At 61.3% G+C, this 23,248-nt stretch carries 25 protein-coding genes; 1 reads left to right on the forward strand and 24 read right to left on the reverse strand.

Annotated features, from left to right (window positions below; all coding sequences use genetic code 11):
• Positions 1 to 2: 2 nt before the first annotated feature.
• From RT551_RS03045 to RT551_RS03160, 24 genes are all read right to left on the reverse strand, one after another.
• A complete protein-coding gene (locus tag RT551_RS03045; protein ID WP_100468030.1) occupies positions 3 to 944 on the reverse strand; it encodes a BsuBI/PstI family type II restriction endonuclease in 942 nt (313 codons plus the stop codon).
• A complete protein-coding gene (locus RT551_RS03050) occupies positions 941 to 2,323 on the reverse strand; it encodes an Eco57I restriction-modification methylase domain-containing protein (RefSeq protein ID WP_238380092.1) in 1,383 nt (460 codons plus the stop codon). Before RT551_RS03050 ends, RT551_RS03045 begins: the two co-directional genes overlap by 4 nt.
• A gap of 303 nt (positions 2,324 to 2,626) precedes the next feature.
• Positions 2,627 to 3,151, reverse strand: coding sequence for a hypothetical protein (locus tag RT551_RS03055; RefSeq protein WP_313455602.1), 525 nt, complete (start codon positions 3,149 to 3,151; stop codon positions 2,627 to 2,629).
• Entirely contained in the window at positions 3,148 to 4,263 is a 1,116-nt protein-coding gene (locus tag RT551_RS03060; protein ID WP_100468027.1) for a hypothetical protein, read from the reverse strand. Before RT551_RS03060 ends, RT551_RS03055 begins: the two co-directional genes overlap by 4 nt.
• Entirely contained in the window at positions 4,260 to 4,559 is a 300-nt protein-coding gene (locus tag RT551_RS03065; protein WP_049419368.1) for a hypothetical protein, read from the reverse strand. Before RT551_RS03065 ends, RT551_RS03060 begins: the two co-directional genes overlap by 4 nt.
• A gap of 11 nt (positions 4,560 to 4,570) precedes the next feature.
• Positions 4,571 to 4,891: a hypothetical protein gene (locus RT551_RS03070; RefSeq protein WP_049441806.1), complete on the reverse strand. Its 321-nt coding sequence runs from the start codon at positions 4,889 to 4,891 to the stop codon at positions 4,571 to 4,573.
• Positions 4,892 to 5,111: 220 nt separating this feature from the next.
• Positions 5,112 to 5,690, reverse strand: a complete 579-nt coding sequence (locus RT551_RS03075) for a hypothetical protein (RefSeq protein ID WP_049441808.1) — start codon at positions 5,688 to 5,690, stop codon at positions 5,112 to 5,114.
• Complete coding sequence (locus RT551_RS03080; protein WP_049441810.1) at positions 5,687 to 5,884, reverse strand: hypothetical protein; 198 nt, start codon at positions 5,882 to 5,884, stop codon at positions 5,687 to 5,689. Before RT551_RS03080 ends, RT551_RS03075 begins: the two co-directional genes overlap by 4 nt.
• Entirely contained in the window at positions 5,884 to 6,357 is a 474-nt protein-coding gene (locus RT551_RS03085) for a hypothetical protein (RefSeq protein WP_049441812.1), read from the reverse strand. Before RT551_RS03085 ends, RT551_RS03080 begins: the two co-directional genes overlap by 1 nt.
• 100 nt (positions 6,358 to 6,457) lie before the next feature.
• A complete protein-coding gene (locus tag RT551_RS03090) occupies positions 6,458 to 6,874 on the reverse strand; it encodes a hypothetical protein (RefSeq protein WP_099605711.1) in 417 nt (138 codons plus the stop codon).
• Between the two features lie 107 nt (positions 6,875 to 6,981).
• Positions 6,982 to 8,508, reverse strand: coding sequence for an ankyrin repeat domain-containing protein (locus RT551_RS03095; RefSeq protein WP_049441817.1), 1,527 nt, complete (start codon positions 8,506 to 8,508; stop codon positions 6,982 to 6,984).
• Between the two features lie 594 nt (positions 8,509 to 9,102).
• On the reverse strand, positions 9,103 to 10,116 hold the full coding sequence (locus RT551_RS03100; protein ID WP_100442698.1) for a zincin-like metallopeptidase domain-containing protein: 1,014 nt from the start codon (positions 10,114 to 10,116) through the stop codon (positions 9,103 to 9,105).
• 66 nt (positions 10,117 to 10,182) lie between these two features.
• Positions 10,183 to 10,428, reverse strand: coding sequence for a hypothetical protein (locus tag RT551_RS03105; protein ID WP_100468025.1), 246 nt, complete (start codon positions 10,426 to 10,428; stop codon positions 10,183 to 10,185).
• A 62-nt stretch (positions 10,429 to 10,490) separates the two neighbouring features.
• Complete coding sequence (locus tag RT551_RS03110; RefSeq protein WP_100468024.1) at positions 10,491 to 12,140, reverse strand: phage/plasmid primase, P4 family; 1,650 nt, start codon at positions 12,138 to 12,140, stop codon at positions 10,491 to 10,493.
• A 46-nt stretch (positions 12,141 to 12,186) separates the two neighbouring features.
• Entirely contained in the window at positions 12,187 to 12,357 is a 171-nt protein-coding gene (locus RT551_RS03115; RefSeq protein ID WP_140222693.1) for a ribbon-helix-helix protein, CopG family, read from the reverse strand.
• 499 nt (positions 12,358 to 12,856) lie between these two features.
• Positions 12,857 to 13,519, reverse strand: a complete 663-nt coding sequence (locus RT551_RS03120) for an N-6 DNA methylase (RefSeq protein WP_049451765.1) — start codon at positions 13,517 to 13,519, stop codon at positions 12,857 to 12,859.
• Entirely contained in the window at positions 13,512 to 14,300 is a 789-nt protein-coding gene (locus RT551_RS03125) for a hypothetical protein (protein ID WP_146256385.1), read from the reverse strand. Before RT551_RS03125 ends, RT551_RS03120 begins: the two co-directional genes overlap by 8 nt.
• Positions 14,293 to 14,982, reverse strand: a complete 690-nt coding sequence (locus RT551_RS03130; protein WP_313455605.1) for a DNA N-6-adenine-methyltransferase — start codon at positions 14,980 to 14,982, stop codon at positions 14,293 to 14,295. The genes RT551_RS03125 and RT551_RS03130 overlap by 8 nt, the downstream gene beginning before the upstream one ends.
• 86 nt (positions 14,983 to 15,068) lie before the next feature.
• Entirely contained in the window at positions 15,069 to 15,635 is a 567-nt protein-coding gene (locus RT551_RS03135) for a hypothetical protein (RefSeq protein WP_008267292.1), read from the reverse strand.
• A 162-nt stretch (positions 15,636 to 15,797) separates the two neighbouring features.
• On the reverse strand, positions 15,798 to 16,226 hold the full coding sequence (locus RT551_RS03140) for a hypothetical protein (protein ID WP_146256386.1): 429 nt from the start codon (positions 16,224 to 16,226) through the stop codon (positions 15,798 to 15,800).
• Between the two features lie 59 nt (positions 16,227 to 16,285).
• Positions 16,286 to 16,639: a hypothetical protein gene (locus tag RT551_RS03145; RefSeq protein WP_040008476.1), complete on the reverse strand. Its 354-nt coding sequence runs from the start codon at positions 16,637 to 16,639 to the stop codon at positions 16,286 to 16,288.
• Positions 16,640 to 17,022: 383 nt separating this feature from the next.
• Positions 17,023 to 17,568, reverse strand: coding sequence for a hypothetical protein (locus tag RT551_RS03150; RefSeq protein ID WP_049446852.1), 546 nt, complete (start codon positions 17,566 to 17,568; stop codon positions 17,023 to 17,025).
• A gap of 168 nt (positions 17,569 to 17,736) precedes the next feature.
• Positions 17,737 to 18,507: a nucleotide-binding protein gene (locus RT551_RS03155; protein WP_008266608.1), complete on the reverse strand. Its 771-nt coding sequence runs from the start codon at positions 18,505 to 18,507 to the stop codon at positions 17,737 to 17,739.
• Positions 18,494 to 20,437, reverse strand: coding sequence for an integrase (locus RT551_RS03160; RefSeq protein WP_040008484.1), 1,944 nt, complete (start codon positions 20,435 to 20,437; stop codon positions 18,494 to 18,496). The genes RT551_RS03155 and RT551_RS03160 overlap by 14 nt, the downstream gene beginning before the upstream one ends.
• Positions 20,438 to 20,640: 203 nt before the next feature.
• Here RT551_RS03160 and mutS point away from each other — a divergent pair, with 203 nt between their 5' ends.
• Positions 20,641 to 23,196: a DNA mismatch repair protein MutS gene (mutS, locus tag RT551_RS03165; protein WP_313455607.1), complete on the forward strand. Its 2,556-nt coding sequence runs from the start codon at positions 20,641 to 20,643 to the stop codon at positions 23,194 to 23,196.
• Positions 23,197 to 23,248: the final 52 nt, after the last annotated feature.

Here is a 23,248-nt window from a genome sequence, read left to right on the forward strand (position 1 = left end):
CTCTATTTGTAAGGCCCGAGGAACCGCTCACCGTTGAAGTGCATCAGGTGCGTGGGGGCATCAGCGGCCCAAGCCTCGGTTTCCCAAGCAATATCGGCCAGATACTTGCGCATCGTGGCGCGGTCAGGGAACGCCGACACATAGACCAGGCCAGCTTTGCTGTCCTTGAAGAGTTTCTCAAGCTCTTGGTGCCGCTTTCCATCTACCGGTCCATGTGAGGTCACCGCTTCACAGAGCAGCAGCCATTCCCGCTTGCGGTCATACAACACCACGTCCGGCATCTTCCCGTGACTGTCCACCGTCACACCCAGCTGCGAGAGTGCCTTTCTATCGAAGACACCAACCTTCTGCCCGGTGTCGCCAGCGTAGATGAGTTCAGAGCCTGGGGCGAAATGCGGGGCGAACACCTCGATGATCTGCTTGATGAGCTGGCTATGCTCACCTGGGCTCAAGATCACTTCACCGCCGCCCGGGATCACGACTGGCACCTGCTTCAACTCTCTGGCTCGCGCGTATTGATCAGCAAGTGACTGCCTGCTCTCACGGAACACAGCAAGAGACGCTTCCCACTCCGCCGTGTTGTAGGTTTTGATGAGCGCCAGCATCTCGGGGGTGAGCTGATAGACCGCCTTGGGGCTGTTGACCGGTCGTTCCGGATTGTCCGGGTTGTAAAGCGCGATGCCGCCATCCACGAACTGGTGCATCGTCTGCCGCCGGAACGTTTCCCGGGTGTTGGGCGCATACAACTTGCCATACTGCTCGCGCACCCAATCCATGATCGGCGTGATGCCAATCAACGGCGCGGAAGCTCTCGCCCATTTCTTATCCGGCGTCAGATCGGCAAGCGCCAGCAGCGAGAGCGCCGAGCGCTCGTTCAACTGCGCACGGGGCATCCCCACTGCGGCCAAGATTGCCTCGGCGGCATCAATCCTTTTCTGCGTCATGCCAGCACTTGCTCCATTTCCTTGTCGATAGATTTCTGACCGAGGTCGGCGGCCTTCTTGGCCCAACGCCCCATCTTTTCCAGGGTTTCACGCGTGGGGTAAGGCATGTTCCGCAGGTCAGTTGCATTGACCTGCGTGTGCCCAGAGAACCGCCGCAGGTGGTCATCCAAGGCGGTGCTATTGAGGTAAACAAATAGGCCCCAAGCCACATCTTCTTCAAGACCCTGTTTGTTGAAGTGGAAAACATTCGAGTGGTTTTCGAATGCTAGACGCTCCTGCCCCTTGAGGTCCTGCGGCTGCACGAGGTAGGCGACCACGCGGCGCTTTTCTTCCTTTGACGAGAACCGCCGCACGACAACGTAGTAGCCGGTCGGCCATATCGAGCGTTCGGTGCGCGCGTCTCGAACCAGTGCGTTCGCTTTTTTGGCCCCCTCAATGGGCCAGGTCGTCTTGGTCCCATCGATGTGGAAGGCGTAAATCAACGGCACCGTGCCCTCTTCCGGCATTGCACGCAGATGCTCGCGCGTCCGGAAGTCCACGATGGGGCCGGTCGAGACCGATACCCCCACGTCTGCAAGCGATGCGCCCACGAGAGGGGAGGCTTCAATGAGATCAGCCTCGTCTGTCGGGACGTGGATAAAGCTTTCCTTGTCTTGAGGCTTCACGATGGCCGAAAACGGAAACTCTTGTGTGCGCAGATCAGAGAACGAATCGTCGGTTGACGATGTGATGGTCACGTTCCCCTGTTCCCCCCCGCGCTCCAGCAAAAGAATGACGTTCTCTTGCAATACTTCGTCGTCGCGAAATGCCTTCGTTCGGCTGTCGAACAGGTGAATGTGCTTGAGAGAGGCTCGATCCAGGATGAAGCGCCGGAAGGGCTTGTAATAGGGCCCGTTGGCGAAGCTGCGGGGGATAATCGCGACCAGCTGCCCGCCATTGGCCATCTGCGCCAGCGCAGCCCCAACAAACGCCGAGTAGAGGTTCACGGTCTCCAGTCCGATGCGCCTCGCTTGGACGCGTGCATTCGAACTGGCAGCAATCTTTCTGTAGGGAGGGTTCATCACGCAAAGCGTGAAAGGTGCCCTGCTCTTCTCCAAGTCATCGGCTGCGGCGGCCAAGTAATCGCCCTCTCGGACCGTCACCCTCACCCCGTCTGATTCATACCCCACCAGCGTCGCTTCGAGGTGTTCCCGCAGCCGGCCATCCAGCTCGTGGGCCTCAACCGACATCGAGCCGCTGCCGAGCTTCCCGCTCTTCCAAGAATCCAGCACCGCACAGCTGAGGGCCCCCAAACCCGCTCCAGGATCCAGCAGCACGTGCGGCCCCGCTTTGGGCTCCAGCAGACCAGCCATGAAAGCGGCCACGTCGGCGTTGGTCATGAACTGCCCCATGGCACTCTTGTGAAGTCGGGGGGTGAGGCCGGCGACTTCCCGGCGTTGCAGTTCGGCTCTTTGGAGCATGGGTGTTCACATTAGGACCATTGGGGGCCATTTTATCGCACCCGAGCGTCTCAAGGGCTGATACAAACCCCTCGGTATGCAACCACTTGGAACAGCTCCGCATCGCAGGCTTGAGCAAGGTGGGCGCCACCGAATCCCAAGGGTCTAGGCCGTTTCCAAGCCAGAACGAAGCAGTCGAAAGCCCATACGATTGGCAGGTCAAGCACCCTGTTGAAGCAGCCGTTAAGGGCACTCAGGGTGAAGGGCTGGCTTGGTGACGCCGTCGCAAGATGGAACGAGGCCCGCCTTCCTGCAGTAACCATAGACGGCCGAAGTGCTCACCCCAAGCTCCCGCGCTAACTGAGCCCGGCTGACCACCTTCAAGCGATCCCGAACTTGGTCCAGGCCCAGCCCTCGCAAGCTGCGCTGCTCCGGCCCTTTCAGGACACGCCCCAAGCGAAGGGCTCGGCGGTCCAGGCCGATGGTGGCCGGCGACAAGCCCAAGCGCTGGGCCACCTCGGCCGAGGTCAGCCCGGCTCGGACCAGCCGCTGCACCTGCTGGCGACGCTCAGCGAGCTCGCGGGCTTGGCGGTCCCGGAACGCCTGCCGTCCGGAGCCCGCCAGGCGGTGCCGCCGGACAAAGCGGTTCACGGCTTGGTGGGTGACGCCCAGGCGTTGGGCCAAGGCGCGCTGAGTCACCCCTTCGTCCAGCAAGGATTGGATTTCAGTCGGGGAGCGGCCGCCGAGAAAGCCTTTGCGTGGAATCATGATGGAGTGGCCTGACGACGTCGCCCATCGCGCGGCGCTTTGAGACCTGCTCTTTTCATGTAAACAGATATAGACGACGCGCTGACCCCCAGATGCAGAGCCACAGCGTTGGCCGTCTGGAATCGGGCGAGCAGGATCTCGACCTCTGCTCGACTCAAGCCCGAGAGGGTCATTTTCTCCGCCGGTTTACGCATGCCCGGAAGCTTCAGCGGTTTGCGGTCGGTCGATGGTGTAGTGGCCTGGCGGCATCGCCCGTCCCGTGGCGCTTTGAGGCCGGCTCTCTTCATGTAAGAGGACACATGCGCCCCACTGGTTCCGAGATGCAACGCCACTGCCTTGATGGTCTGGAATCGAGCAAGAAGGGCCTCGATCTCTGCTCGACTCAAGCCCAAGAGGGTCATTTTCTCTGCCGGCAGACGCACACGCGGCAGCTTCAGCGCTTGGCGGTCGGCCGTTATGCACGCGTATGGCACGGCCAACTGTTGCGCCATTTCAGACACCGATAGGCCGGCCTCGCTCAACCGGCGCACCTCTTTGCGCCGAGCCAGAACAACCGCCTTCTTTCCGTTTTGCGGCATGTCCAGTTCGTATTTCTTGCAAAACAGGCTAACCGCTTGCTGCGTGACGCCGATCCGAGCCGCCACACGGGTGCGGGTGCCCAGTTCGTGGAGCAGGCTCAGCACTTCCTCAACCGAGTGCCCTGCAATGCTCCTCGGTTGTCGTTGGCAGACCGGCAACCGCAGTCCAAGGGCTTGAGCATCTTTCTGCAAGGTGTAAACAGCCACCCCGAGGAACCTTGCGATGTCCTTTCGTGCCATGCCGGCCTGAATGCAGGCGCGGACCGCATAGCGGCGTTGGCTCACATAAGCCCGGTAGCGCTCCGAGGGCATGGCATCCGCAGGATCCACACGCTGAGCGTGCTCGATTTGCTCCGCTTCGCCGTGTGCGTTGCGGTGCGCGGCCAGGGCGTCGTCCACGTCCATGCTGAAAGGCGTGTTGCGTTGGGCAGCGTCGTAGATGGCTTGGATCTCCGCAGGCATGGGGAGCAGCTCGATGCCGTCAGGCCCGGGAAGAACGCCTGGGGCAAACAAGGTGGAAGGCTCGCGGTTCATCGGCCCACCCAGTAGCCCAGCCCCGCGCTAAGCAAGGTGGCCGCGTATAGAGCGGCGTCCTCAGCGCTGGAAATGTTGAGGGCCATGACCACCGCCCCGAATGCGAGCGTGAGGACGCAACCCGCGAAGATCCCCCCAAAAATCGCGAAATCCACGTAGAGCGATGCGTCGCGCTTCCCGGCGCAGAATAGGGCCAGCGATTGCTTTACGGTCGGGTAAGTCAACGCGATCATAAAAGAGAGAAACGCCGCCGAGCAGAGAAACACAGCAAGGACCAGCATGGAAAGGACCAGCATCGTCAACGCACTCATCCGCGCGACCTCCCCTTGCCCCAGAAAAAGGCCAGCAGACAGAGCACCGCGACCGTGCCGAGGACAAACAGGCCTCCCCCGGTGGCGAGCTGGTGCCAGACGCTGAAGGTGGCTTGGGCCAAGAACGCGGCGATGACCACCATCCCAACTCCAAACAGCCCGCCATGAATCACGAAGCGGCCGTGCGTGCGAGCGTCTCGCTCACCGCCTTTCACCCGTTGCCAAGCTGCCTTGGCGTCGGCAAAGCGCTTGAACGTCCAGAGCGGAATCAGGACCATGAGGCCGAGCAGCGTCAGCAACAGAATCGCGCTCACCATGGGCGGCCTCCCGCGCGACTCCTCAGCGGGCGCGCCTGGAAAGTGAGAGGTTGGCCCCACTGGCTGGGCTTGAGATTCCATGCCATTGGCAGGTGGTGTAGCTCGTGAGGTTGCGCAGGGGAGCAGTCCATGCCATCTAGGAAGAGCTGCGAGTATCGCTTGCAGTCTTCATAGGCCAAAAAGCGAGCGGCGCGCTTACGAGAAAGTGCGTTCCACTTCATCAGCGCTGCCCTCCAACGGCTACATTTTCTCTGCCCGCACCGATGGCTACGGATACGGAAGCTGCCTCAAGCTCTGTAATCACTGGCTGCTCGGTCCCTTCGGAGCGGAGAAAAACTTGATCCCCCACCTCAAAAGCCCCCTGCTCGTCGCCCTGCATGTAGAACGGCAGAATGCGGCCATCGATGCGCAGCGCACATACGCTGTCATCCACACCGTTGTTTCGCGTGTCGCGGCATGGGACGCGCTCATACGTCACTCGGAGCGTGTAGTAACGCTGCGCCTCGTCAATCACCCACAGCGTGACGCTTTCGCGTGTTGCGGGGCTCTTTTTCAAGATTGAGTTGTAAGCCGCGTGTGGGCCACGGCCCGGCGCTTCCATGGGTTCGAAGGACTGAACCCCGGTGGCGCTTTCCGTGGGGGACGCCTCCCAGGCGTGTGTGACCCTTACTGCGATGGTGTGCGGCGTGATCACGGTGGCATTCACCCCGACGGCAACGGCGACCGAATCACTACGGAGCTCGGCGGCGCTGGCGGCAAGGGGGAGCAGGCATGCTAGGGCGAGGAGAGAGAGGTTCATCCGAGCATCATCCCAAGCGCTAGAGCCGCGGCTCCAACAAACATTCCCAACACCAACCCCTTATTGAAGCGATCAGTCAGATCGGCCTGGTGCTTCACATGAAGCTTCCGAATCTCCATCAGGATGCCCTCTTGGCTCCGGATGACCTCTTGGCGCTGCTCTTCAGAAAAAACTTCTTGCGATGCGGTATCCATCAGCGCTGCCCCTCAATCGGCACAACGCGGGTCTTGCTGCCCTTCCCGGTCAGGAACACCTTGTCCCCGGCGCGGATCGGCAGGTCATCGGCCTGAACAATGGCAATGACTTTTCCGCTCTCCAGATCCCGGACATACACCTCCACGCCCCGGCGCTTGCGAAAACCGTTTTGAACGGCCGTGCCGGCGACGCCCCCAATCACCCCACCCGCCACCTTGGCGGCGCTGCGGTAATCGCCTTTAACCTCGCGAGCGGCCCCATAACCCACGGCCGCGCCGATGGCGCTGCCGGCGTTAACCTTCTTGTCCGATTGGAGGACGACCTCGCGGACCATGAGCACCTCGCCCAGGCGGGCGTTCTGAACACTCAAGGTTTCACTGGTGCCGTAACGACGGGCGGAACTGTTGTCCGCAGCGGAGGCCGTCAAGGGGAGCAGGCCGGCAAGGACCAGAGAAAGAACCAAAACGCGCATGAGGCCTCCTTTTGTTATGGGTTGCACTACCCATAACAAAAGGTTTGGTTTGCGCAAGGGGATCGGGAAAAGAAAAAGGCGGCTTTCGCCGCCTTTGTCGTTACTTACAGGGATGCGCTTGCGAAATATCCGACGCGACGGCATCCCACCCAACACCGCGAACACAAATGGCCGGCGATGAAAGCCGTGGCTGGTCGCCAGCCCGCACGATCAACCGGGTGGTTCGGCCGAGAACGTCAGCGGTCACGGCCAACGAACGGCCGTCGCTCCAAGGACGGTCGAAGGAGCCTTCGAGCTGAACCTTTCTTTCTTGAACCTTCTCCCAAGGGATGCCCCCGGCATTGAGAAGGCTGGGGAAATCGTCCAGGGTCGCCCCCTTGGGCAGGTCTACCTCGCCCAACAGAATCACCGCAGTGGGCGCAGCTTCTCTTTCAAGTGCAGCGGCGCTGGGTTGACTGGAACACCCCGCAGAGAGCAACAACGCACCGGCGATGGCCGACAAACAAAGATTACGCATACATCTTCCTTTTTTGTGTAGGTAGAAATACCCATAACAAAGAAAAGGAGATGCGCAAGGGGATATGGAAAAGAAAAAGGCGGCTTTCGCCGCCCTTTCCCTTGGCCTTAGAAGCGCGCTCGCAAGCGAGGGGCTTCCTGGGCTTGGCCGTCCTGCCCGTGGGCCTTCATGGCCGCACCGACCTGGCGCTGGGCGTCGGCCGCAAACCCGCCTTCCGGTGGCTTCCAAGCATTGGCAGCGGGAAGAAGCTCGTCCAAGAGCTTGGATCGGTTGTGGGCTCGCAGCTCGTTCTCAGCGTTGTTCAAGAACGACTTGGTCTCTCGGTTGCTCGCAAAATCGATGGGCTTCATGCCAGGCTCGTTTCGAAAGCCGTTGACATGGTTGTCAAAGCCTTGCTCGCCGACGAGCTTACACCCCTTGTCCCAGTCCGCCCCTGCGAACACCAGTTCTCGGCAGAGTTCCGTCTTTCCCTGCTTCGCCGCTTCATGGAGGACGCTGTAGCCGGCATAGTTGTTGTAGGCCCAGCCCTCGTCTCCGTCGATGTTGAACGTTCGGTTCCGACTGACCAGTTCTTCGTTGGGATCCACCTGCTCCAGCAGACGTTTGGCGTCGCCGGCCTCAACGAGGGCCACAATGTTGAGCACGCGGTCCTGCTCCTCCTTCGTCTCCTCCGCCTTTTCCGCGGCCTGCTCTTCCGCTTCGGCATCCCAATACCGATCCTCGTGGTAGTAATCCCGGGTCGCATAAGGGGTTTCCCCCCTGTCGTTCTCCACATGGTGTTGCGAAACGCCTCGCCCCACCCCATCGACCAACTCTTCCATCGCGCGCTCGTCCGCGGTATGGGCAGGAATGTTTCCCTCCATGTCTTTTGCGTCAACCTGGGCCCCGGCCAACACCAACGCCTGCACCATCTCCCCCGTTTTGACGTAATGAAGCGCGGTTCGGCCCAGCGCATCGGTGTCCCTCACACTACCGCCCTGCCCCAACGCAGCGACAAGCTCGCTGGGCGTTTCGGCCAGGAAAATCGGGTCGGTCGCCGCATCGACGCGCTCACGCGGCGAAAAATCGTCTCGGTGGTTCCGAGCGTTTTCTCGATAAAGCACCGGATCATGTTTGAGCGCTGGCTCGCCATTCGAGTTCAGCAGGGAGGGATCGGCCTTGGCATCCAGCAAGCGCAGCACAACGCTTGGGTCGCTGGCCAGGTGGAGCGGGGTGTCTCCCCCGTCCGTCCGCAGATTCACGTCGGCGCCGGCATCGATAAGCATGTGGCAATCGCCTTCAAGCCCTCGCTTCGCAGCAACATGCAGAGCGGATTGCCCTTGGCTTAGGGCATTGACATCCGCTCCGGCCTTCGCCAACAGCGCCAAACCTTCCGCAGTAGGTTTTTCGGACCAAGCGGGTTCCCTTTGGTATGTGCTCAACAGGCGATCAAAAGGCGAACGCCCTTGTTTGTCCAACGCGTGAACATCCGCCCCAGCCGAGATAAGCAGTTCCATCTGCCACGGCTCCTGACATTTATGCAAGGCGGAATCGCCGCGCGCGTCGCGATACCCTTTCACATCGGCGCCGTCTTCGATGGCCTGCCTTACCTCGTCCTCGAAGCGACCCTTCGTCTTCAGACCAGCGAAGGCCAAAGTGTTCCCCAACCGATCCGTTGCCTCATCGTTGAACGATGGGGGCACACTTTGAGGGCCCTCAACGGGCGAAAGGGTTGCCGGCTCCGCTGAAGCCACTGGCCGCTGGCTTGAATCATCCAAGCGCTCCCGGACCGGGGGTTCAGGCGGCTCAGAAGAAGCCACGCCTGGTAGTTCCGTGTCCTTTTGACGGATGAAGGGTCGAAGTAGATTTGAAAAGACGTTGCCAGCCATGGTTCCTCCGCTTGGTGAGTGATACTCATGTCTTAACAAAGAAAGGGGGATGCGCAAGGGGCTGCAAAGAGAAAAGGGGCGGCTTTCGCCACCCCTCTCAACCCAGCGTAAGAAGCTCAAGAAAAAACATGGCGCCTAGTTAGTGATTTCTCAGGTCGGTTAACTAAGCATTCTTTCCACCCCGGCGACAGCAACCACCGGAAACCACCAATACAGCAAGGATAACCACCCAATCACCTCCTAACTGCTCACCCTGCAAAAGTTATCACTTAGAAGGATAGGAATCGAAGCACGGCCAGGACTTCCCCCGACACATTTATTTCTAACTCAAAACCTCAAAAGGTCAATCCCCCACCTGCGTCAAGCAACTTGGCGCTCCTTGCGTCGCGATGGGGACCTTCGGCCGGCTTCCGCCTTTCGCCCCTGCTCCATGTCCTGCTCCTTCTTGACCTGGGGCAGCGGCTCGCGTTCAAACGCCGGGATGTCCAAAAAGGTCATGACCTTCTCCGCTTGGCTGGCTGCACGGAACAGGGTCCTGGGGTCATCGGCGAGGGCCTTCATCCAACTCTGCAAGTATGCTGCGTGCTGTTTTTCGTGTTCTTTCCCCAGCCCGATCCCGAGGCGCTCTAAAATGAACAAACTTGAGATTTCTGCACAAAGCTCTTCCTTGGCATACCCCTCCGTCCCGAATCGCCCGGTTAGATCGCGGCCGAGCCTGTGCTTGGCCCCGGTCCAATGGGCCAGTTCGTGGAGCAGCGTGGCCTGGTAGCTCACGTCATCGCTGAAAGTGTGGTGCTTCGGCAGGTGAATCGAATCCGCGGCGATGGAGTAGAAAGCCCGGTTGCCGCCATCGTGATGAAGTTTTGGTTGGTGCTTGTCCAACAACTCCCGCACACGCAAGTTGCGGATCGACTCGGGCATGACGAAGGGCGGCGGGGGCTCGGGCATGCCGTCCATTTGGCTGGCATTGAACACCGTGGCGACGAACACCGATGGCCCTTGGTATCCGTTCTTCTCTTCGCCCTCGGTCAACGGCTCGGCCCCGTCTTTGGCCTTGCCCGTCTTGCTGAAATCCCAGTAAGCGATCTGCTGGCCCTTCTCGCCGCGCCTGACTTGGGCCCCAATGCTTTCTGCCTGCCGGTAGGTCAGCCAGCGATTGTCGTTGTAGCCATGGGCCATCTGCGCCCCGAGAAGGATCAGTGTGTTCGAGCCCCTATAGGACTTGCCCGAGGTTGGATTCCACGGCCCGTTGATCGAGCCGTTCTGCGGGGCGTCGGGGTCGTTCCAGGGCCGGCGCCAGGGGATGGTGCCTTGCTGCATGAGTTGGAGCATTCGCTCGGCGGTGGTTTGGATGAGATCCGAATACTTGGACATGGGTGGTTGCCTCAGATCTTTTTCAACCTCCTGCGCCTCTCAACAGGTGGTTGTGGGTGGATGGGGTCAGAACTCGATATGAAGGGTCAGACTCTTGCGGTGATACAACGCTCGCCGCACCAGCTCGGCGATTTCGTCCTCGCTGCGCAATCCCTGGTCGCCGTCTTTGCCAAGACGGACGTGGAGACCAAACCCGCTCTGCACGAGCAAGTATTGCGGGTCCGCTTCCGGCGTCTCTGGACTCTCCAGATCGGCCGGGCCGATGGCCGATTCGGGGAACGCGTCGTCGGGGATGTGGTTGGGCAATGGCATGGGGGCTCCGTTTTGGTTTGGATACCCCTTTGCAATAGCGCAACGTCGCCGGTTGTAAAGGCCTACGCGGCTTCAGCCATCGGTGCGCCCGACAGGAGGGCGATGGCTTCCATGGCCTCTTTGCTCAGAGGGTCACCCAACGGAACCTCCTCGTCCGGGATGGCCTGGGGAGGCCCGCCCTCCAGGCGCGGCTTCAATCCCCCCACGCGCAGGTTGACCCAGCGCTCGGCCTTCGAGCCCTTCGTCGCCTTCTTTTGCTTCTGCTGGAGCCCCGGCATCCGTTCGCGCACGCGCTTCCAAAGCTCTTCTGCGCCCACCGGCTTGCGCCCCAGCTCTTCCAGCACGTAATCGCGGTAGTCGGCATAGATGTCGTTCTTGTCGGTCCACGTGCCTTCTTCTTCGATGACCATGCGCTCGGCGAAATAAGATGCCGTGGTGTCCGTCTCTTGCCGGGTCTGCTCGGCCAGCGCTTTGACGGCCTCGGGCATTTCCTCGGGCAGGCCGCCACGCTCAATGAGGCGCATGGCCCCCTCCAGCAGCCAGTCGATGATCACGGCCATTTCCGCCGGGTCCTCGGTCAGCTTCTTGTGGAAGTCCGGATCGCGGTCCTTGTCGTTCTCGGCCAGGCGCACATTGAACGGGATCATGCAAATCTTTCGCCAGAAGCCGTGTTCGTGACTCGTCACCGAGAACATGGCGTTCAGTGCCAGGAAGAGCGTGCCGCGCGGCACCGTGGTGTAGGCATCTTTGCCCTTGTTCTCCGCTGACATGGGATCGCGCGAGATAAGCGCCTTCAAGACCTGCTGGATGGGATCGGAGAGGACCTTGGGCGCCTCTGTCGCCAGATAAAGAGTCTTGGAAGCGAGAGGTGCCATGGCGAACTGCCCATCCAGCTTGTCGATGCGGACCGCAGTGTTCTTGGGGTGGATGGCTCGCAGGACGTGAAGCAAGGTGCTCTTGCCGTTGCTGCCGCTTCCCAGCAACAGGAAGGCTTTTTCCAGGCACATCGGCATGACCGACGACGCCATGGCTTCTTGAAGCAACCCTCGCACGGCCATGTCAGGCATGAAGCGATCCAGATATTTGGCCCACCGCGACTTGGGGTCCAACGGCTTGGGGGTGTAGCGGCCGGACCTCACCTGGTCGAGGTTGAGCTTCGCTGGGACCAAGGAAGTGATCCCGTGTTTGGGGTCGGCCGGCAGGTATTCGATGTAGGCCTTCTTGTTGGCGTCCTTGAGGATCTCCAGGTAACCGCCCTTCAGCGGCACGATGGCCCGATGCTGGCTTTCAGGCAACTTCATGCCTGGCAAGCGGATCATTTCGAGAATGGCCGTCTTGACGCAGCTGGTCGCGCTGCTCTGCTTGGCGTCCTCCGGGGCGTGCTTGCGCATCCAGTCCAACGCGTGGGCTTCTACTTCCCGGGTGGCTTGCAGGGCCCAGATGCCTTCGGACTCATCCCACTGATACAGCGAAAAATCGATCTCGCCGTTGTCCATCTTGCCGCCAATGCGGAAACAGTTGGCGCGGCGCATATCGTCGGCATAAGCCAGCTCAAACGAGAGGTCTTCCCCAATAACGCCCAGGTCATCCGTGGCGTCGTTGGGATTGGCATCGGCCCCAAAGGCCTTGCCCTTTTTCTTAGGAGCCTGATCAACGGCGTCGCCATTGGCCTCCCCGCCCTTGACAGGGCCAGTCTTCGACTTACTCTTCATGTTGTAATCCCTAGTAGTAAACGCCCCGGTTCGCACCCGGGGTTTTTTATGCCGCTTGACTGGGGCGATGCACCCACTCTTGAAGCGCCTGACGCATGGCCTCGGAAGGGGTTTGCCCACGGGCCACCGCCGTCTCCTCCACCAACGCCTTAAAACTTTTGCTGACCCGGGCCTTCAACAACTCATCCCGTGCGGTCTTTTCGCGTTTCGTCTTCACTGCCTGCTCCGTTTCTTGATTTGTGGTCCTGTTGTGGCCACAAATCCATCTAAGCAGGCTTTACGGAACTGGCAAGGGCTCGCGCCAACGGATGTTCGTTTCTGCTTTCGATGCTCCAGAAACACTTGAAAGTGTGAAATACCTCAAGCATCAGCCTGGGAGGTAGCAAGTGCTTGTTACCCACTTGTTACCCTTCAAACCCTTATGTTTACTGGGGGTAACAGGTGGTAACAAGGTAACAAGTGGTTTAAGAGATCCACGCAAGAAAAATCCACTCACCGCTCACAACATCCATGCATACACCCATCGGGAGCTCGCGATCCACCCGTTACCCTGTTACCCCTTGTTACCTCCTTATGGGACAAGGCTTTCACGGGTAACAAGGGGGTAACAGGTGCTTGTTACCTGTTAGGAAAAACAAGAGCAAAAGCGGCTTGAAGCAAGAGCCGGCGGCTGCTCGCCGCCGAGTCTTGAAGAGGGAAAGGCGGGCCTCCGGCCTCTACTCGTAGAGGTGGAAGCGGGACCAAAACCCGGGGCGCCTGGGACCGATCAGTTCGTTCCCCACCGTGACTTTGACCGCCCCAAGCGGCAAGAAATGAAACGTTTGATTCGCGTGGATCTGCAAAGCCGTCATCGCTGCGCACAACGGATCGATGTCCCCCGCCAGCACCAGGATTTTTTCGCTTGGAAGGTGTTTCTGTTGACTCCTGATCGCGGCAAGGGCAAGCGAACCCGCGCCGCAACAGCTGTCGTAGACCTTGGCTCCGCTCCCACCAGGCCGATGCCTGGTGGCAAGGGTTTGAACCAGATCGAGAAGATCGCCGGGAGTGAAAGACTGACCCAGCCCTTCCCCACCCTTCCTGGCCAGCAGCTCGGCATGGACCCGTCCCAGGACATCGTCAAACGGCCTGCTTGCGAAGACCGCTTTGATGTAAGCGTTGATGGCTGCTACCACTTCAGGCGCTTCTTCGACATTTTTTTTCAAGGGTCCAAAAGCAAGGACTTTGGTGTCGAGGTGACCCTTGGTGTCTGCGTGGATATGTGCCATTGACATCAGTGCGTGCTGAACGAACGTTTCGAATGCAACCCGCGGATTCCACGGCTTGCCAGGAGTGGAAGGGATGGCGCGGATGGCCTTCACAAGGTTGGCGACCTCATTCATCGTTGGCCGCCCCCATGTCAGCGCCCGTCACCCGGTTGGCCTTCTCGAGCCGGATCTCCTCATCCATGGCGATGAACCGATCTCGCGTGAGAGACCAAAACACCACCCGCGTTTCCAGGTATTGAGTGATGATGTCTTTGCACTCGACCACCACGCGCCCGATGGGCATCCGCCAGATCAACTGGTTTGACAGCAACTGAAGTGCGGTCATCGCAGCACACAACGGATCGCGGTCGTTCGCTTTCACGGTAAGCCCCCGAAGGGCCTTCGAATCCTTCCCGGCCAGTTCGTGAAGCTTCACAAGCAACAGCGTGCCGGCTCCGCAGGTGGGGTCACCCATGGGCCACTCGTCTTTTTGAGGCGCTTGAGCAAAGGCGTTCATCGCCCTCGCCAAGCCCCAAGGGGTGAAATGTTGAGCGTCGTTCTTTTTCCCTGACCACACCAACTCATTAAACAATCGGCCCAGGATGCATTCGAACGGCTCGAAGGTTTCCACTGCGCCGCCGTAGGCCTGGCCCGCTTCGTGGCACCAATCCTCGCTTCCTTGCACGTCAGTCCCAAGCAGCGTCAAGTCACACCAGGCGACCAAGGGCCCAAATCCCCGGGTGAACAACTCCTCGGCCTGATTGATCACGCAAACCTTCAGCGCAAACGCGGTGAACTTGCGCATCTTTTCCCTGGGCGATTCCCCGGGGATGGCTTGGATAGCCTTCAACAACCGCTGGTAAGCATTGTTGCGGGGATCGGTCGGCTTTGCCTTCTTCGAAGTGCCCTTACTCATCGTTGGCCGCCCCCACGTCAGCGCCCACCCCAGAACTCACCCGGGCAAAGTCCAGCTCCAGGAAACATCCGCGGATCTGCCCCTCCCTGACCGCCCGCTTCAAGCGACGGGCGCCCTCCTCGCCGTAGGCAATCCACGCAGGGCCAGCAGGGGGCGCGTCACCTACGTCTCCGTTGGCCCGGTGGAACTTCAAGCGGCCCTCCTGGAAGACCACCGCGCTGACATCGGGGTGGTTCAGCACGAAACTTTGGAACCAGCGGGTCTCGGTTCGCGCAAACACCAGGGCGATGCCGCCCCCCGGGTGGTTGGCCATCTTCTCCATCCAGGCCTCTTGCCCCCGGCCGAACGGCGGGTTCATGAAAACGAAGGCATCCGCCGGCCATTCCGACGCCAGGCCGTCATCGCTGGGCTTGAGCGTCCGAGCCGCGGTGGGCCACGGCATCCCGTTCTCGGGCGTTGCCGGATCCAGGTCGAAGGGCCCCAGGCCCGTGAAGCCTTCCCTCGGGCTGCCCCAAATATGCTCCGGAGGGGTGAGCCAAGTGGTGGTTGTCTCGAACTGCGGCAAGCGGTCGAAACCAACTGTGGCTGCGGCGAGCTTTTTAGTCCGGGGGATGGAGGTGGTTTTGCGCTCCTTCGGCATGAAGAGGTTGTTCGGGTCAGACGAAGCGGAGAGGATGTTCAATGTGCACACCTTATGGTTGATAGGGAGTTGTTGTTAGTTCGAGGGATTCAGACCTGCGTAGCGGGTCCGAGGTACAGCAAGGGCATCTACGGCAGCTGCACGTCCAGGTGCATGGCAATGTCTTCCAGCGCGTCTTCGTCGGCTTCACCGCCCTCGACCAATGCCCCCACGACAAGGCTGACGTCCACGTCCAGATCAATTCCCCAAATGCTCCACGTCGGCGCATTGAGCTCCTCGGTGCTGAGCCCGTGAAACTGACTCAATGCGTCTTCCCATGACTCGGCTTCGAAGGTGTAGCGGCGGCTGGCGAGCCCCGTCGCCGTCAGCAAGAGGCGTTGCGGCAACGCGGGCGCGACGGGATCGGCGACACCATCGTGGTCGTCCTCCTCGTCCGATCCGAACTCCATCTCACCGGCTCGGTTGAACACGTAGTCCGGGATCGCCTCGTACACCGCGTCCCCCACGCCTCCGCATACCTCGTGTTCGATTCTTTCCAGAGAGTAGGCCGATGACTCAATCAGCCACTGTGCGGCGATTTCAGGATCAAGCGATTCAAGATGGTTGATCGCATCGGACACACACGTGACATCCATGGCGACGCTGTAGTCGACCCACACCGGGCCGGTGACGCTGATGGTGTATCGCTGTTTCATTGGCTGTTCCTTGATGATTTGGCAAAGCTCCGCCCTCACGGCCAAAGGGCCGCGTTGAACGTTTGCTTTATGGGGTTGGGTTACTGCGCGCCAGCAGAGAGGCAAGCGATGCCCGCACTGCCTTAGGCAAGCCCGGAAAGGCGATCGCTGCCCGGGTTGGGGTTACGACTCGGACTGCAAGCCGGGCAGCGGCGCCGTGCGCAGGAGGGGCTGGAAGCTGCCGAGCCACGAGGGAGGCTGCAAATCGCCGGGTGCATGCTGATCGTATGTATCCAGAACAAAGCCGGGCTTGGATGAATGGCCTTTCGTAGCGGCGCGGCACCCCACGGACTCGACCACAAACTGCGTGTCGAAATGGGTCACGACTGCTCGGTAAGAACCGTAAACTTGAATGCAGGACGTGACTTCCTCCGACGTCAGCAAGTCCGGGAGCGTCATTTCAAAGAGTTCCCTTTCAATGCTATCCATCCCCTCAATGAGGGAAGCCGCACTGGTCGTCAAATAGATCTGCGGAACGATCGCTCCATGAGATCGAGAGGAACGATTCGACTTCCGATTACGGCGGGATTTGCTGCTGGGCTTCTTGCTCACGATGGACTCCGAAGGTTGATGGATGCGGAAGGTTGGGTAGCGGTACGAGAGGACAGAGATCACCACCACGAGTCGTAGAAGACATTCCAACCCTGATCGATGAGGCGGCACGCTCCATCGATGAAGATCAGGTCGAAGTGCTGTTCTTCGGGAAGAGACTCGCCAAAGAAGTGCCCCTCCGTTTTCGGAAGCTGTCCGGAAAGCACGGCCTGCCGGAGGTCCTCCAGGTCCTGCCTAGACAGAAACAGGGGCTTCTTGTTGAACTTCATCGGGTCTTTGCAGCCGCTCCGGCTGGCATACAGCGCCTGCATGTAGCCATGCAGATCCGGGTGCTTGCGCCATTCCATGATCGGCACGGCGGTGTTGTCCACCACGTCTTTACGGGTTTTTCCTGCAAACATATCGAGTCCCACGGGAGCATCTCCTTGGTTTTTGGGTAAAGCTTCGCCGTCGCGGCAGATCTGCCGCGCGGAAGAAGTGATCGAAGTAGTGAGCCGCTTGGCCTGACCTACGCCCTTACTCGGAAGCGGTCACGCCCGGACTACAGGTTTCCTTAGGCACCGACCCAAAGTGCGTGCTGAGAGCAGTGCCACTGGGCGGGCCTGGTAGGCGGGGGAAGTGTTCAAGGGCGTCTCCGTTTCTTGTGCGCCCATCCTACCCACTCGCTGGCGACCTCCCATGAAGGGCTAAATCACTGAAAGTGATCGTTTTTCAAGGGCTTGCAAGCAATCATTTTCACGACAAAGTGCGCGAGGACCCGGCATTCGGGCATCCCATTTCGCGGTAAGCCTTTGCCTCAGCCGAGGCTTGCCTCACGCGCCCTGTTCAGCGCTTGGCGGACATCGCTCAGGATCGAGTCGACAGCGTCCATCAGCACGTCGTGCAGACGCCGCTCGACCCAGGGCATCTGGAGCGCCTCCAGGGTCGTGTGAGGCTTTGCGAGGTGGGCAGGGTAGGCCGCGGCAGAGCCAAGCACCCGCCCTCGATCATCCACCGCCCAAGGCAGCACGCGTTCAAGCGCCTTAATGCCAAGCCGCTTGAGTGCCTTTGTCAGGGATTCAATCTCGGCATCGGCCTCAGCGCGCCTGATCTTGGCTACAGCCAATGCTGCCGACAGCGCACTTGCCTCATCCTCTTCGATACGTTGGCGGCCGGCCGATATCCATCGCCCGTTCACCTCCGCCTCGCTGCAATCCAGGACGGATCTCCAGTTGTAACGGGTGCCACCTTTGTTGCTCTTCGCCCTCGTGAAATCAGGAAAGAGCCCCTTCCCCGCCCGGCGTCGACTGTTCAATGAGTCTAGGCTGATGCCCATCGTGTAAGCGGCGACGGCGCCGCTCACATCAGGCTCCAAGCCTTTTCTTGCTCGCGATAGCTCGTCCTGATGTTGCTCGCTCAATGTAACGAGCGGTGACGTCGGATCTTTTCGAGGCCGGCCACGACGCTTGCCCCCCATAATCCCTGGGTCTCGACCTTTAGCTGTTGGCTGGCGTTCTCTCACTGGGCGGCCTCAGAAGCGGAATCGACCGCCACCGACATCTTTTGCGGGTCGGGCAGGCTCAGGCAGAGAGTCGTCCAATGCGTCTTGGCGGGCAGAAGAACGCGCCACCCGCAAGACCTTTTCCACCTCGTCCAACGCAGCGCTCATGGCGGCGTCGTAGGGTTCTCTTGCGTCGACGCTGACCCAAGCCTCCAGCAGAGCCTCGGACAGCGATGCATCCCACACGTTGCCTTCGTCCAGGGCCCGGTCCAGCAGATCTTCCGAGACCGAGAGAACGTGACCGGCGATACAGCCGTCGCTCATTACCCACCCATGGCTGATCGACACGCAGTCTCGCAACGACAGGAAGGACACGCCCTTGCCGACCGCCTTCTTGAGCTTCTCCAACTCCGTCCGGCCCGTCTTTACCGCGAGCTCCCGCTCGAGCTCGCGGATCTGCTGGCGCAGAGCGTCTTCCTCTGCCACCAGCCGGCGCTCCTTGGCTGAGCGACCCAATCGAGCGCGCTGCCACTCGACGAGATCCTCGTACAGATAGCGGACGTGCTGATTGGCCCCGCCGTGAAGGCTGCCCGCGCCTTTTTGAAAGGGCGGCCCCAGCGGGGGCGACCGGCGGCGCCACTCGCCCAGCGTGTCGAAATGCACCCCGAGAAACTGGGCTGCGGCCTTGGTTGAAACGGTGGGCGTCAGGCCGGCTGCAGCGCGCGACAGCTCTTGGTCCAGCGCGCGTTGAAGCTTGGCGCGGTAGTCCTCGTCACTGCGAACCGTTTCAATCGTCTGCATGGCTCAGCGCCAACTTCCTGTTCCTTGGAGCGAACAGTTTAACCGGCTCCTCGCCGGCCTCGTCGAGGCGGGGCTTGTCCAGCCCCTTGAGCCGGTTCCAGACCCGGGGACTGCGGGCCACCATCATCTCCTCAACCTCACCAAATGCCTCGCGAAGGCGTGCCCACTCCTGCTGCGTGTAGCGTTCGGAGACCGGAGACATGCCATCGCCACCGGCCGTGCGGACGTGGTGGTGGAGCATCTGCGAGACAATGCGGCTCTCGCCAAACTTCAGGGCCGCATAACGCCCAAGGGTCCGCCGCAAATCATGCGTGGTCAGGCCCTGGTCGACGTCATCCCGAATGTCCCCCGTATCTCCCTGCTGCCCAACCAAGCCCGCGTCGCGACGCACATTGGCGAGGATCGATTTGCTATCGAGGTAATGGCCCGACTTGCTGCGGCTAGAGCGGGCGGGGAACACGAAGCGTGTCCGGTCCACCTTGCGCAACGCTTCCTGGACGCCTGCCTCCAGTGCAGCAAGGACCGTTCGTGCCGCCCCCTTGGCCTTGGCTGACTTCAGCAACGACTCTGCTGCAGCCAGTTCGCGCAGGGCACCGTCGTCGTCCAGCCGGGTTTCAAAGCGCAGTCGCAGCACCCTCTCCGCGAAGTAGCTGATCGGCAGGAAGCGCTCTTCGCCCGATTTGGTGTCGAACATGAAGACCTGCGGGCCCTCCCGCTTCGTATAGCGGTTGATCTCCCCGGGCTGGCCCAGCCAGACCCATGACACTTCTTCTTGGATCAACTCGCTGTGGGAACAGCGATCCATCCAGCGCAGTTGCGCGGCTTCGCTTCGACGCGTGCCCCAAAGCAAGGTCAGCAGCAGATAATCGGACGCGCCGGCGTTGTGGCCACCCTGCTCATCCCGGCGCCCCACAATCGACTGCAACACCTTTGGGAGCGTGTTGTCGGTCAGCGGATTGCGGACCGCCGCCTTCTCATAATGCTTGCGGAGGTTCCGGGCGCCTCTCAGCAAGTGCCTATCAAAGATGGCCTGCAGGGGGTTGTGCCTCAGCCTAGACTCTCGCCCTTCCCGTCCCGCCAGGACGCTCTCACGTTTCAGCACCATGGCCACCGCGCGATGGGCATCCGTGAAGCTGTGTTCGGTGGCGGCCAGGCCACTGGCCCGGACGCGCTGGACATACTTTCCCGTGATCCCCAGGCTTTCCAGTGTCCGCGTATCCAGCTCCGCCCAGTCCTCGTAGCCCGCCAAAGCTTCTCGCATCGGGGTCGGAATGCGGTTGGATCGGACCATCGCGCTCTTGCGCAACGCGTCGAACGCGGCTTCCACGTCGTCGTCGGTCACATCGGCCACGGCCCGCTGAGCGAACCCCACTTCCGGACGTGACAATCGAGCAAGGCTGTCCTCCAACGCCGTCAGGCTGGACTGCTTCACCAGTCGCTTGGTCACCCGGTCCTTCATGTCGGCGATGTAGACGTCGAAACAGTCGGCCACGGTGAGCCGAGCCAGTCGACCGTCCTCTTGCTGCTGCTGGCTAGCCCGCGCTGCCCGAGTCTTCGGGTTCTCGCCTGACGCCTTGAGCTCCTGAATCAGCTCCCGGGCCACGGAGTAGGCCTCTTCCAGCCCCATGTCCGTGACGTTGCCCAACGCAAAGCGGCGGACCCCCTGCGTTCCGCGCCGAACCACTTCATAGGTCGTCCGGGTCTTGCCCACGTAGAAGCCAAACCCTACCGGCGCCCCTTGGTTTCCATCCAGCACGCGATAGGCCTTATCGCCCTGCTCCGCCGGCCGCTCCACCAGCTTGGCGCGCTTGCCCAAGCCTCCCGACGCAGGGATGCGCCGAACTGAAAGCTCCATCACCTGTTGGTGGGTCAGACTAAACTTGGTGGCCTGGCGCCGGGTGGCGCGGTCCGTCGCAACATTTTTTGGCATGATCGTCCGTGTCCCGATTGGCGTCGCAACACGATCTTTGCCCAAGCAACCGGCCGTCGCAACACCATCGCAACAAAAAACCCCGTTACTTGCCGTTTCTGACGGCAACCCGCCTTCACTCACCGAGACGGACTCCATTGCAAGCCACTGATTCAAAAACAAAACGGAACGAATCCAAGGGGAGTCAAGAGCACACCCCCCTGATGAAGCAGTTCTTCGCAGCCAAGTCCGATTATCCGGACCTGCTGCTGTTCTTCCGCATGGGGGACTTCTACGAGCTGTTCTACGACGACGCACGCAAGGCGGCCCGGCTGCTGGACATCACCCTGACCCAGCGCGGCAGCTCGGGCGGTGCCCCCATTCCGATGGCAGGCGTGCCAGTGCATGCCTACGAGGGCTATCTGGCCCGGCTGGTGGCGCTGGGTGAATCGGTGGCGATCTGCGAACAGATCGGCGACCCGGCGCTGGCCAAGGGGCTGGTGGAACGCAAGGTGGTGCGGATTGTCACCCCGGGCACGGTGACCGACGAGGCGCTGCTGGACGAGCGTCGCGACACCCTGCTGATGGCACTGTCGCGCAACAAGCAAGGTTACGGGCTGGCCTGGGCCGATCTGGCTGGCGGCCGCTTCCTGGTCAACGAGGTCGATACCGACGACGCCCTGGAAGCCGAACTGGCCCGCCTTGAGCCCGCCGAACTGCTGGTGCCCGATGAAGAGAACTGGCCGGAATTCCTGAAGCACCGCAGCGGCATCCGCCGCCGCGCGCCGTGGCTGTTCGATGCCGACAGTGGCCGCCGCCAGCTGCTGAACTTCTTCAAGCTGCATGACCTGACCGGCTTCGGCATCGACGACAAGCCACGTGCTACCGCCGCCGCCGGTGCCCTGCTCGGTTATGTGGAAGAAACCCAGAAGCAGCGCCTGCCGCATCTGACTGCGATTGCCACTGAAACCGCCAGCGAAGCCATTGCCATGAACGCGGCCACGCGCCGTCATCTGGAACTGGATACGCGCGTTGATGGCGACACCCGCAATACCCTGCTGGGCGTGCTCGATACCACGGTGACGCCGATGGGCGGCCGCCTGCTGCGCCGCTGGCTGCACCGTCCGCTGCGCCTGCGCGAGGTGCTGGTGCAGCGCCACGACGCGGTCGCCACGCTGATTGATCGCGGTGCCGATGGCGACGTGCGCGATGCCTTCCGCGCACTTGGCGACCTCGAACGCATTCTTACTCGTGTGGCCTTGCGCTCGGCGCGCCCGCGTGATTTCTCCACCCTGCGTGATGGCCTGGCGTTGCTGCCGGACGTGCGCGCGGTGCTGGCCAAACTGGACTCCCCTCGCCTGCAGGCGTTGCATGCTTCGTTGGGCGAGCACGACGAAAGCGCGCACCTGCTGGCAACCGCGGTTGCACCGACCCCGCCGCTGAAGCTCAGCGATGGTGGCGTGATTGCCGAGGGCTTCGATGCCGAACTGGATGAACTGCGCCGCCTGTCCACCAACGCCGATCAGTTCCTGATCGACCTGGAACAGCGCGAACGCGCCAGCAGCGGTATCGCCACGCTGAAGGTCGGCTACAACCGCGTGCATGGTTACTACATTGAGATCAGCAAGGGTCAGTCGGACAAGGCACCGGTGCACTACACCCGCCGCCAGACTCTGACCAATGCCGAGCGCTACATCACCGAAGAACTGAAGTCGTTTGAAGACAAGGTGCTGTCAGCACGCGAGCGTTCACTGTCGCGCGAGAAGCTGTTGTACGAACAACTGCTGGACACGCTGGGCGCGAATCTGGAGCCCCTCAAGCAGTGCGCCGCCGCATTGAGCGAGCTGGACGTGCTGGCCGCATTCGCCGAACGCGCGCAGGCGCTGGACTGGGCGCGCCCGGAACTGGAAACCGCGCCCTGCCTGCGCATTGAACGCGGCCGCCACCCGGTGGTGGAAGCGGTGCGCGAACAGCCATTCGAGCCGAACGACCTGGACCTGCATCCGGACCGCCGCATGCTGGTCATCACCGGCCCGAACATGGGCGGTAAGTCCACCTACATGCGCCAGAACGCATTGATCGTTTTGCTGGCGCATATCGGCAGTTTCGTGCCGGCCAGCCGCGCGGTGATCGGCCCGATCGACCGCATTCTGACCCGCATCGGCGCGGGCGACGACCTGGCGCGCGGGCAGTCCACCTTCATGGTGGAAATGTCTGAAACCAGCTACATCCTGCATCACGCCACCGAGCATTCGCTGGTGCTGATGGATGAGATCGGGCGCGGTACCTCCACGTACGACGGCCTGGCCCTGGCAGATGCGGTGGCGCGCCACCTGGCGTACCAGAATCGCTGCTACACCCTGTTTGCCACGCATTATTTCGAGCTGACCGCGCTGGCCGACGAGCAGCATGAAGGCGGTGCCAGTGGCATTGCCAACGTGCATCTGGATGCCGTGGAGCACGGCGAGCAGCTGGTGTTCATGCATGCAGTGAAGGATGGCCCGGCCAACCGCAGTTTCGGCCTGCAGGTGGCCGCACTGGCCGGCCTGCCGCGTGCGACAGTGGCGCAGGCACGGCGTCGGCTGGCCGAGCTGGAGCAGCGCGGCGGTGAGACGGTCGCCGCCACCATGGCTCCGCAGGCGCTGGATGCCCCGCAGCAGTTCGGGTTGTTTACCGCGCCGTCGAGCAAGGCACAGGAGGCGCTGGCGGCGATTGATCCGGATGAGTTGACCCCGAAGCAGGCGCTGGAGGCGTTGTATCGCCTGAAGGCGTTGATTTGACGGTGATCCGGTAGCGCCGGCCGTTGGCCGGCCCAGGCGGTCCGTGGGCCGG

Origin of the sequence: Stenotrophomonas sp., assembly GCF_032103445.1 — a bacterium.
Classification (GTDB): Bacteria; Pseudomonadota; Gammaproteobacteria; order Xanthomonadales; family Xanthomonadaceae; genus Stenotrophomonas.